Source organism: Synechococcus sp. PCC 7336 (assembly GCF_000332275.1).
Lineage (GTDB): Bacteria > Cyanobacteriota > Cyanobacteriia > Thermostichales > PCC-7336 > PCC-7336.
Map to the genome: position 1 here is coordinate 4,659,063 of NZ_CM001776.1, position 11,193 is coordinate 4,670,255.

The following is an 11,193-nucleotide window of genomic DNA, read 5'->3' on the forward strand; positions in this document are numbered from 1 at the left end:
AGGCCATGCTATTGAGCAATCGCTACCGCGTCATTCAAAACCTAGGGGAGGGGGGCTTTGGCAAAACCTATCTCGGCGAAGATACGCAGTTGCCCTCCAAACCCCGCTGCGTGATTAAAGAACTCAAACCGCTCCCAAACGTCGATGTGGAGCAGGTGCTCAAGCGCTTCGAACAGGAAGCGGCTACCCTCGACAAGCTGGGCCAGCACCATCCCCAAATTCCCCAACTCTATGCCTACTTTGCCGAAAGGGATAAATTCTATCTAGTTCAGGAATATATTGAGGGCCAAACCCTCGCCGCTAAAATCGCCACCTCCGGCCCCTCGAGCGAGATGGAAGCCTACCGCCTGCTGGTGCAAACCCTGCCGGTTCTCTGCTATATCCACCGAGAAGGGGTCATTCACCGCGACATCAAACCCGACAATATTATCTTGCGGGCGAGTGACGGCGTCCCGGTCTTGATCGACTTTGGGGCTGTTAAAGAAACGCTGGGTCAGCCACTGACTGGCGATGGCACGGCTGCCTCTCGCTCCATCACGATCGGCACCCTCGGGTTTATGTCTGCCGAACAGGCGATCGGCCGCCCGGTTTTCTCCAGCGATCTGTTCAGTTTGGGCATGACCGCCATCTATACCCTCACCGCCCGAGGACCGCAAAGCCTGCCCACCAATCCCAGCACTGGAGCGGTGGAATGGCGCAGCCCCAAAACCAATATCAACGTCAGCCCGCAGCTCTCCGCTGTGCTCAATAAAGCGATTCAACCCCTGCAAAGCGATCGCTACAGCAGCGCTGACGAGATGCTCGGCGACCTGCAACAGAGCTTGGGTACTGCGACCGTACCCCCAACCACCTTCGAGAGCGATCGCAGCACCATCCCCCCCACCATCGCCGAAACCAGCGGCATTCCCGCAACCACACTAGACAGCGATTATCCTGCAGCGGGGGTGGCCAGTGCTCCTGCCCCACCAGCGAATAGCGGCGAGTCCAACAACAGTTCCCCCATCGCCCCCGGCAACATTCCCTACCGTCCGCCAGCCGCCAGTCCGAGCGGCAGCCAGCCCCACAGCAGCTCCCCATCAACCCCCAAACTGCCCCGGATTCTGGCCATTTTTGTGGGGACACCTGTCTTGCTGGCGCTGGCACTCATTGCGATCGTGCGCGTATTCGACCGCGATAACGGGGATGTCGTCGATAATTTCGACCCAATTAAAGACAACCCCGACAACAACAACCCATCGCTCGTCGATCCCTTTGCCCCAGAGGCTTCTGCCTGCGGCTTTGATTATTGCGACATTTCAGTCAATCCGGGGTTTCAGCCCGATCCGCAGGTGGGCACTGGCGTTGTGGGCGGTCCAATGGCTGCAAATCAGATTGTTGGAGTCGTAACAACGCCGACAGGAAAATGCACTGGATTTGTGGATACCACCCCCGATCACGCCGTCAATTTGCAGAGTCCGTTCACCTATTTGGCCATCGGTGTGGAAAGCTCTGAAGAAACCTCGATCGCGATCGTCGCCCCCGACGGCAGCGCCCTGTGTTTTTCCGGCCTCAATCCCTATATTGAAGGCCCGTGGGCGGCAGGTCGCTACGAAGTTTATGTCGGCAATCTGCTTGGCTCGGGCACGGGACCGCGCTACCGTTTGCTCGTGACCGAAATCAATCCTGGAGGCTAGTCCGCTCGATTGAGATCGTTCCTGGTTAGCGGCGATCGCCTCACCCGCTCGGAGCATGTTGCAGACTCTCGCCATCTTCTTTTTCGCCACCCTAATTCGTGCCACCTTTGGATTCGGCGATGCACTAATTGCCATGCCATTGTTATCGCTGAGCTTAGGGGTCAAAATGGCGACCCCTTTATTCGCACTCGTGGCGACGAGTTCGGCACTGGCAATCTTTGTTTCGACCTGGAGCGCGATCGATTTTAAAGCTGCTCGCCAACTGTTTATCGCGAGCCTCATCGGCATACCGATTGGACTCCTGCTGCTCAAAATTGTCCCCGAATCGTTAGTGTTGAGAATCTTAGGCGGATTCTTAGTGTTGTTTGGACTGTATCGGTTAATAGGAGCAAAGTTGCCCGATTTAAAGAGTCCTCTTTGGGGCTATCTGTTTGGCTTCATCGCCGGGGTTTTGGGCGGTGCTTACAATACCAACGGTCCACCCATCATCACTTATGCAACATTGCGTCGCTGGCCTCCAGAGCAGTTTCGAGCGACTCTGCAAGGCTATTTTTTCCCGACCGGTTTGGCGATCGCCGCCAGTCACGGTCTCAGTGGCTTGTGGACGTTACAGATCTTTCAGCTCTATCTCGCTGCATTGCCAGCCGTACTCTCGGCCACATTCATCGGCAGTAAAATCCACCAAAAGCTCTCCCCAAAACGGTTCGAGCGACTCTTGTTTCTACTGCTGATTGTCTTGGGAGTCAGACTCGCAGTTTAACGGGCGGGGCCGCTCCATCACTGAAAGGGATACAGCCCGAAAAGGGTAGCTTAGGAGCATCCTCTAATGCCACGAGCAGCGCATCGGATATCTATACTCAAAAACGTGAGTTTAATCGCGGACTACCCCCATCCCCCAATCCCCTCCCCCCAATGCCGAGAGCAGAGAAACCAGACGAAAAATAGAGTTTCCTGTTTCCTGGCTGTTGCCCCCCTCTCCCTAGGGAGAGGGGCCGGGGGTGAGGGCGCTTCGGCGTCCTTGAATAACCGTTAAAAACTAAACTTTATCGCTCAATCGAGCCGCGCTCCATCTCAAACAAACCGAGAAGACGACATGCAAGTATCTTCTTATGCCAGTTATGGCTACGAACTTCTGAGAGATCGCTATAAATAAGTTTTAGATATCGCTCGAAAAATCAATGTTATGGCTGAATGCGGCGATCGGTATCGAGTATCACAAAGTCATCGAGTGAATGCCGATTCAATGGGCTCAACTCTAACGGCTTTGAGAGAAGAAAATGATTGCGACAAGGTGCTTGAAAGGGGCTCGCGGTCTTGCTATATCGCTATTGATTGTTGGTGCTACAGCATTCAGTGTCAGTGCTGAAACAATCCGTATTTCAATTGGAACGCAAGACCAAGTTATTAACACAGCCGTGGGGGGGGCAACCGTTCGCGAATTAGAACTCTTAGAAAAGTACCTACCCACCACCGGTCAGTATGAAGGAGTCGACTACAACATCGAGTGGTCGAGTTATACTTCTGGCCCGCCCATCACCAATAAGATGCTGGCCAATCAGATCGATATTGGCTTGATGGGGGATTTCCCTGCTGTAATTAATATGATTACTTTTCGCCAGGAAAGTGACATCGAATCAATCTACATCGGTACGTTAGCCTACAGCCCAAATGGTGCGGGGAACGCAGTTGTCGTGCCCAAGGCTAGCGATGTAACGTCGTTAGAAGATTTAGAGGGTGCGACGATTTCTGTTCCATTTGGTTCAGCTGCCCACGGGATGGTGCTCAAGGCTCTTCAAGATGCTGGAATCGATCCAGAAAATGATGTCAGACTGATCAGTCAAGCCCCAGAGGTGGGTGGCACCAGTCTGCGCACGGGACAAATTGACGCTCATGCAGATTTTGTGCCGTTTGGGGAACTATTCCCCTTCCGAGGGTTTGCCAGAAAGATCTTTGATGGCGCTCAAACCGGCGTCCCGACCCTACACGGCATTGTAGTGCGTAGCGATTTTGCCCGAGAGCATCCCGAAATTGTGGTTGCTTTCCTCAAAGCAATGCTTGAGGCTAATCAGACATTTCGCGACAGTCCCGAAGCCATTTCAGCCCAGATTGAAGATTGGTCTGGCATCGATAAAGAAGTGGTCTATATGTTTTTAGGGCCTTCTGGTTTACAGCCTTTAGATCCCACCATTCGTCCCGTTCATTTAGAAGCGCTGCAAAGTAGCATTGCCACCTTGATTTCTTTAGGCAAAGTTGACGAAGGTATCAATCCCGAAGATGTCAATGGCTGGGTGGACGAGAGCTTCCTCACGCAGGCGATGGCAGAGATGGGGCTCGGCTACGACGAAGTGGTTGCTGCCGGTCAAAACTATCAGATTGAAGGTAGTGATGCCTTGACCAGCGAACCGATTGAAGATCCGAAGATGGCGGCACAGTTTTGGGTTCAAGGAGAAGAAACGGTCACTCACTTCGCTTCGATTCAAAACATGATCGGTGGCTTGGCACAGTTGCTGGATGAGGGCAAAGCAGCGGATGTCATGTTCGTCCACGATCGCGAGAATGGCTGGAAGCTCTTTGCTGAAAACTCCTACTACGTCCGCGATGGCGAGGAAATTTCTGCGTTCCTGCTGAAAGAGGATGCCGACAGCTATGCGGCTTCAGTGGGGGCTGAAGTGACTGACTTCAGAGCTCTGCAGGAGGCTGTCACTGCCAGTCAGGAAATCGCCAACCGGGATCTGGCTGAGTAGGTGTTCTCCATTACACTTTGGCCGATTGAACTCGATTACCTTGCTAGAGTCAGTGGCTCCCTCAAAGCGATTGGCTCTGTGAGGTTCTTCAATTTCTGACCTTGGCTCTGCTTATGACGCTGTCCAAAACCTCCCCTGCCACTGCCGAATTGCTTGAGAGTATGCATCAGGCTCTCGTGAGCTTGAGATTCAAGCTTGCTAAAAATAAGCTGGCGCGTCGAACTCTGTCGCTGATTCTCTTTTTTGGGATTTGGCAAATTCTTTGCATCGCCAACTTTAATCTGCTGATTAATTTTCAATTTGTCCCATCACCGACCGAGGTATTTTCAGCCACAATTGAATTCCTCTCTGACGATCCGTTCGTCCATTTTAGATCGAGTATTACTAGAGTCCTGATTGGCTACGCGATCGCCGCCACGTTAGCGGTCACCTTAGGAATTGCGATCGGTTCCTTCCAAACCGTGGAAGACTTATTGCTCCCCCCTCTAGAAATCTTGCGCCCCATACCCGCTGTAGCCTGGATTCCGCTAGCCATATTGATGTTCCCGTCTGCCGAATCTGGCATGATTTATATCACGTTTATTGGGGGGTTTTTCCCGATTCTAATCGCGACCATTCGGGGGGTAGAGAGTATGCTCGGCGATACAGTGCTGCTGAGGGTGGGGCAATGCTTGGGGGCTAAACCCTGGGATGTGTTTAAAGACATCGTGATTCCGGGAGCTTTGCCGAGCATTGCCAGTGGCTTGACGATTGGCATGGGTAATGCCTGGTTTTGTTTAGTGACTGCCGAGATCTTGGCCGGTCGCTATGGCGTTGGCTATATCACCTGGGAATCCTACGTTACTTCTAATTTCCCGCCGATTGTCATGGGTATGCTGGCGATTGGTTTAATGGGGGCCTTGAGTTCTTGGGTCGTGGATCGCGTCATGGCTAGCCTGATGCCCTGGAGAACTTTGGAGAAGAAAGGGGTATAGGTGTTTGTGGGGTCGATCGATGTCTGCCATTGCATGTCTGAGATAGAGAATGATTACTCAAAACGTTTTACAAACTATTCCAGCTTCTTCCTTAAATCTGACGAAAGGGTTAGTAGAAGTTCGGGCCTTATCTATTTCGTTTAAGCATCGAGGCGGACTGAATGAAGTCCTCAGATCGGTCCAGTTTCGAGTCCGACCGGGAGAGTTTGCTTGTTTGCTCGGCCCTTCGGGCTGCGGGAAATCTACATTGCTGAACGCGATCGCCGGTTTTGTGGCCCCCACCCAAGGCTCGGTGGCGGTAGATGGCCGTCAGGTCACTAAGCCTGGGGCCGATCGTGGTTTTGTGTTTCAGCAATATTCCCTTTTGCCCTGGAAAACAACCTTTCAAAATGTCGAACTGGGCTTGAAGTTTCGGCGCGTTCCCAGAGCAGAGCGACGAGAAATCGTCAATAACTATCTCAACCGCGTGGGATTATACCATTACCGCAATGCCTATCCCCACCAGCTTTCGGGAGGGATGCAGCAGCGGGCCAGCATTATTCGGGCTCTGGTCAACTCTCCCTCCGTTCTGCTCATGGACGAGCCCTTTGCCGCCCTGGATGCCCAAACTCGACACATGATGCAAGAGTTGTTGCTCGACATTTGGGATGAGTGCAAGACCACGATTGTGTTTGTGACTCACGATATTGAGGAAGCGGTCTTTTTGGGCGATCGTATTTTAGTCATGGGCGTGAAACCCGGCCGCATTAAGGCTGAAGTCGAGATTCCCCTGCAGCGTCCCCGCCATATCGACGACATGCTGACCCCCGAATTTACCCATTTAAACCGTCAGGTATTCGAACTGATCCGCGAAGAAACCCTCAAGAGTATGAATGGGACTGACCTAGCCTGATGTCTGGCTGCCACTCGAAACCCTATTGATTGGTCCCCTCTGCCAAAATGATGGCTGATGCCATGCTTCGCGAGGGCTTTGAGTGAAACTCAGCTCGAACTATCCTTCAGCGATCGATTGTTCGAGCTGCAGAACTTCTTCCCTCGACAATTTCGTCAATTGGCTTACTCGATCGACAGACATGCCATTCGCCAACATCTCCCTCGCTACCTGCAGCAATCCTTGATGAATTCCTTCCTCGCGGCCTTCTTCGCGACCTTCTGCTAAGGCTTCTTGGTAGACTTTAGTCTGCTTCAAATCGCTCAAACCCAACATAGCTTCAATCTCCTCTCGACTCAGACGAGGGAACTTATACACCAGCACAATCTCAATCAATTCTACGATCTCTCGCCGCAGGACCGCATCAGTCACCTGCTGGGCTCTCGCCAATAATTGGCGGGCACGGTCGCCTGCAGCCTCTTCCGACTCGATCGCCAATCGCACTCTTCCTACCCCCAGAGTTTCTTCTTTTTCCTCCAGCTCATCCAAATACAGTCGCTGCACGTAAGGACTGTCCAATAGGGGCTGGTAATTAATCCTGTTACTGGGTTCGATACTGCGGCGGGCAAACAACACCACCGCTCGCCAAGTGACGGTAGAGCTTTCGTGGCGAAGGTAGAGGAAGATCTCTGAGAACAGTCGCTTGTAGAGATTGGGGTCCGATTGGAACTGAACCTCACAGAACAATATGGGGTGCTGGGGGCCGAGGGGGAGAAAGACACCATCGATGCGAAAGGCTGTCTGCTTCACCTCCACAGAATCAAACCGGTAGGATTGGGTCTCTTCAGCCGGTAAGCCGACCAGCTCGAAGAAGCTGGCGGGATAGACTGCGAACAGCCGGTAAAAGATAGAATCTGTCTTCACGAGTTCAACAATCTCACCTCAAAGCCCCACAGGCTATTGATGTTAAACCAAGCCTAGTCAGAAACCTGTAGTTTTAATGAGGCACCTTTTAGTCCCCCTCACTAACGCTGTTAACCACTGCATTAGCCCCCTTGTATCTTGGAAGAGAGCAGTAGACCGCTAGCCCCCTAGGTGTAGAACGCCGTGATTTAGTCAAGGTCGCTGCTTGACTCATGCATCGACAACTCGAAAAATCGCCAGGGTCAAGAACCCGAATTGTCCAAGGTCGAGTGATGGATGGGATGACAAACAATGCGTTCAATCACGGAGTAGGAGCGTCTGGATCATGAAAGTCACAACAGAGGGCCAATGGGTCGGAATCGATGTCAGTAAAGCCAGCCTAGATATCGCCATGCGTCCAGCCGATGAGAGCTGGCAAGTGGGCAATCACGTCTTGGGCTGGGGCGAGTTAGTCGAGCAACTGAGTCGGCATCAGATTGAGCGAGTGGTGCTCGAATCAACCGGTGGAATGGAAAGGGGAGTGGTCAAACAGTGACAACAAGCTGGCTTCTCAGTGGCTGTGATTAATCCCAAACGGGCGCGTGATTTTGCCAAAGCTTGTGGCCGTCTAGCCAAGACCGATCGCATTGATGCTCAGGTGCTGGCGCACTTTGCTCAAGCCTTGCAACCGACCCCTCAGGCATTAGCCCCAGACTTAGAGCAAGCTCTATCTGACTTGGTCCATCGCCGCCAGCAGGTGGTGCAGATGACGAATGATGAGCGCCGACGTCTTCACAGTGTCCACAATCTATCAGCCCAAGCCGACATCAAGGCTCATATCGAGTAGCTCAAGCAGCGGCTCGAAGCGCTCGATAAGGAGATTGACCAACTGCGTCAAGAGTGCGAGCCTTCCAGGCAAGCTATGAGTTACTCATGAGTGTGCCTGGAGTGGGGCGGGTGGTGGCCACGGTGTCGGTCTCGACGCTGCCGGAATTAGGTCAACTGAGCAGCAAGAAGCTATCCAGCTTGGTGGGTCTAGCTCCGTTCAACCGGGATAGTGGCAAACTGCGAGGCAAGCGGCGGATGGTTGGAGGACGGGCGATTGTGCGCTCGGCGCTGTATATGTCAGCTTTGGTTGCCGTGCAGCATAATCCGGTGATTGCAGCGTTTTACCAAAAACTATTGAAAGCGGGGAAGGCGAAGAAAGTGGCTCTGATTGCTTGTGCGCACAAACTGTTGAACAGTCTTAACGCCATGGTTAAACATCAACAGCCCTGGCGCGAACTTGCCTCCTAAACACTCGCCCCCTAAATCCCCCATTCTGGGGGACTTGCGAGAGATTTTCTTCGGCTTATTTAGTATTTGTAGATCGGGCTCATCGGTTCTGGCTATGCTGTCCGTCGTCCTAAAGAGTCCAAAAGCCTTGTTAGGTAAGGCTTTCATGAGATCTTGACCATAAAGAGGTATGTTTTACCGTCTAATCCATTGCTGGCAAGGCTTTGAGCAGCTTTGGCATGGAACTAGCATACTGGGTCCGGTAGAGCCGTAGATCGTTTGGTTTCGTGCGCAGCTATGTCAACTGTCTAAGTGGCTAGAGAAGACTTCAAAAAAGTATACGAGCAATGCAGATCGCGATCGCCCTTCAATCTCTCATTCCTTCTTCAGGAACTCTCAACGACAACCCAAAATTGTGGCCAAGTCCCCCACTAGTGGGGGATTTAGGGGGCCATAGTGCAAAGCTAATCGGGCAATATAAACACAAAACACGGTGAATTCTGATGCCTCGAAAAGGCGATCGCATTCGAGGCAACTCTCCAGAAATCATCCAAGCTGCCCGAGAACTTCGTCAGCGTCTCACTCCTGCTGAAGTCCGTTTGTGGAATGCGCTTAAAAATAGACAGATAAACGGTTTCCGTTTTCGATGCCAGCATCCCGTTCAAGGATTTGTCGTTGACTTTTATTGTCCTGCTTGCTGTTTGGTTATTGAGGTTGATGGCAGTGTTCATGACAGCCGTGGGGAATATGATACGGCTAGGACAGAGAAACTGGAGACATTTGGGTATCGGGTGTTGAGGTTTGGGAATGAGGAGGTGATGGAGAATTTGGATAAGGTTGTAGAGAGGATTGTGGAGGGATTGGGATTTGGAGGGATCGGCTAGGTGTTTTGATGCTTTGCACTCGCCCCCTAAATCCCCCATTCTGGGGGACTTGCGAGAGATTTTCTTCGGCTTGTTTAGTATTTGTGGATCGTTTTGTTTCGCGCGTAGCTATGCTAACTATCTAAGTGGCTAGAGGAGACTTCAAGAAAGTACACGAGCAATGCAGATCGCGATCGCCCTTCAATCTCTCATTCCTTCTTCAAGAACTCTCAACGACAACCCAAAATTGTGGCCAAGTCCCCCACTAGTGGGGGATTTAGGGGGCCATAGTGCAAAGCTAATCGGGCAATATAAACACAAAACACGGTGAATTCTGATGCCTCGAAAAGGCGATCGCATTCGAGGCAACTCTCCAGAAATCATCCAAGCTGCCCGAGAACTTCGTCAGCGTCTCACTCCTGCTGAAGTCCGTTTGTGGAATGCGCTTAAAAATAGACAGATAAACGGCTTGCGTTTTCGATGCCAGCATCCCGTTCAAGGATTTATCGTTGACTTTTATTGTCCTGCTTGCCGTTTGGTTATTGAGGTTGATGGCAGTGTTCATGACAGCCGTGGGGAATATGATACGGCTAGGACAGAGAAACTGGAGACATTTGGGTATCGGGTGTTGAGGTTTGGGAATGAGGAGGTGATGGAGAATTTGGATAAGGTTGTAGAGAGGATTGTGGAGGGATTGGGATTTGGAGGGATCGGCTAGGTGTTTTGATGCTTTGCACTCGCCCCCTAAATCCCCCATTCTGGGGGACTTGCGAGAGATTTTCTTCGGCTTGTTTAGTGTTTGTGGATCGTTTTGTTTCGCGCGTAGCTATGCTAACTATCTAAGTGGCTAGAGGAGACTTCAAGAAAGTACACGAGCAGTGCAGATCGCGATCGCCTTTCAAGCCCCGCTCCCTTCCCCAAAACCTCTCAACGATAACCCAAAATCGTGGCCAAGTCCCCCACTGGTGGGGGATTTAGGGGGCAGATGCAGCGATTGACAGCGCTAGTGAGACGTGCGAAATCGCCAACTCTTCAGCTAGAGATCTCTATCGATCTATCCTCAAGACTAAAGCTTTCAATTTGGACATGTTTAGTTTTGCTTATTTATTATATAGGTGGAATTCATACTCATTACAACCTAATTGTGCAGATCGAAAAATCATATCATTAATTCTCAAATAGCTTTCGATCAGCAAATATAGAGTTGAGATCGCTATAAAACCAAAGCTTATAGAGAGTACAACAGACTTAAGGTTACTGTACTCCAGCCAGTTTTGAATTCGCTCTTCTATAAGATAAGGCTGAATGCTGTTTGAAAAAATATATACCAGCCCAGTCCAGAATATCGCCAGAAATGTTCTTAAGGCGATTGAAAGAGGCTTGAATATTCGTCTCTCGATCTCCTCAATATTTGCTCTAACTTGCTTTAATTGATCGACAGAAGTGTTTTCTCTGTTTAAGATATGGACAACACAATCGACACACTTTTTCTGTCTTTTTGAGAAAATTCGAGATGTAAGTGTAGAGAAAACAGATACCAGAAAAGGTAAAATTAAACCAAATAAAATCAAAAGGGGCTGAATCACAAAGCCTGTATATATATCTTTCGATGCCGTAGGCTCATATCTGGAAAACACAAGCGCCAGGAGGCATAATCCCAAAAAACTTGTGAGGTTAAACTTCATATATCCTTTGCCAATAACATCCAAGCCAGCACACAGTAGTTTTATTGGATATATATACTCTATTTTGAGAAATTCGATAGAGTTGTACCTGACAGGTGTGTCTCCAGTTATTTCTCGTTCGATTGCCGAGAGTATCTTTTGCGTTATTCTGTATGCCATGTTAGAGACCAAAAGTCGAGTTGCACGAGACATGATTCCTACATTC

General features: G+C 50.8%; 11 protein-coding genes and 1 pseudogene. 10 read left to right on the plus strand and 2 right to left on the minus strand.

The features are described from left to right. The first annotated feature begins 5 nt into the window (after positions 1-5). The 5 genes from SYN7336_RS28420 to SYN7336_RS22095 all read left to right on the plus strand — a co-directional run bounded on the left by SYN7336_RS28420 (position 6) and on the right by SYN7336_RS22095 (position 6,283). Positions 6-1,673 carry a serine/threonine-protein kinase gene (locus SYN7336_RS28420; RefSeq protein WP_017328121.1) on the plus strand — a complete coding sequence of 556 codons (1,668 nt, stop codon included), beginning with the start codon at positions 6-8 and terminating at the stop codon, positions 1,671-1,673. Between the two features lie 55 nt (positions 1,674-1,728). Then, complete coding sequence (locus SYN7336_RS22080) at positions 1,729-2,433, plus strand: sulfite exporter TauE/SafE family protein (RefSeq protein ID WP_017328122.1); 705 nt, start codon at positions 1,729-1,731, stop codon at positions 2,431-2,433. A gap of 517 nt (positions 2,434-2,950) precedes the next feature. Continuing rightward, the gene (locus SYN7336_RS27275) at positions 2,951-4,417 is read left to right on the plus strand and encodes an ABC transporter substrate-binding protein (protein WP_038026188.1); all 1,467 of its coding nucleotides are present in this window, start codon (positions 2,951-2,953) and stop codon (positions 4,415-4,417) included. A 113-nt stretch (positions 4,418-4,530) separates the two neighbouring features. Next, a complete protein-coding gene (locus SYN7336_RS22090; RefSeq protein WP_017328124.1) occupies positions 4,531-5,391 on the plus strand; it encodes an ABC transporter permease in 861 nt (286 codons plus the stop codon). 49 nt (positions 5,392-5,440) lie between these two features. After that, positions 5,441-6,283 carry an ABC transporter ATP-binding protein gene (locus SYN7336_RS22095; RefSeq protein WP_017328125.1) on the plus strand — a complete coding sequence of 281 codons (843 nt, stop codon included), beginning with the start codon at positions 5,441-5,443 and terminating at the stop codon, positions 6,281-6,283. 99 nt (positions 6,284-6,382) lie between these two features. Here SYN7336_RS22095 and SYN7336_RS22100 read toward each other — a convergent pair whose 3' ends face one another. Beyond that, positions 6,383-7,186, minus strand: coding sequence for an Rpn family recombination-promoting nuclease/putative transposase (locus tag SYN7336_RS22100; RefSeq protein WP_017328126.1), 804 nt, complete (start codon positions 7,184-7,186; stop codon positions 6,383-6,385). Positions 7,187-7,511: 325 nt separating this feature from the next. Here SYN7336_RS22100 and SYN7336_RS32505 point away from each other — a divergent pair, with 325 nt between their 5' ends. The 5 genes and pseudogenes from SYN7336_RS32505 to SYN7336_RS29370 all read left to right on the plus strand — a co-directional run bounded on the left by SYN7336_RS32505 (position 7,512) and on the right by SYN7336_RS29370 (position 10,021). Continuing rightward, positions 7,512-7,721, plus strand: a complete 210-nt coding sequence (locus SYN7336_RS32505; RefSeq protein ID WP_017328127.1) for a hypothetical protein — start codon at positions 7,512-7,514, stop codon at positions 7,719-7,721. Between the two features lie 15 nt (positions 7,722-7,736). Further along, positions 7,737-8,012: pseudogene (locus SYN7336_RS32510) on the plus strand (transposase); the annotation flags it as partial. Between the two features lie 86 nt (positions 8,013-8,098). Further along, entirely contained in the window at positions 8,099-8,461 is a 363-nt protein-coding gene (locus SYN7336_RS32515; RefSeq protein WP_017328129.1) for an IS110 family transposase, read from the plus strand. A 482-nt stretch (positions 8,462-8,943) separates the two neighbouring features. Then, a complete protein-coding gene (locus tag SYN7336_RS29365) occupies positions 8,944-9,324 on the plus strand; it encodes an endonuclease domain-containing protein (protein ID WP_071590838.1) in 381 nt (126 codons plus the stop codon). A gap of 316 nt (positions 9,325-9,640) precedes the next feature. Further along, complete coding sequence (locus SYN7336_RS29370) at positions 9,641-10,021, plus strand: endonuclease domain-containing protein (RefSeq protein ID WP_071590839.1); 381 nt, start codon at positions 9,641-9,643, stop codon at positions 10,019-10,021. Positions 10,022-10,403: 382 nt separating this feature from the next. On the opposite strand, the gene SYN7336_RS22120 is transcribed toward SYN7336_RS29370, so the two are convergent. Next, the gene (locus SYN7336_RS22120) at positions 10,404-11,180 is read right to left on the minus strand and encodes a hypothetical protein (protein ID WP_156820281.1); all 777 of its coding nucleotides are present in this window, start codon (positions 11,178-11,180) and stop codon (positions 10,404-10,406) included. Between the last annotated feature and the right edge of the window lie 13 nt (positions 11,181-11,193).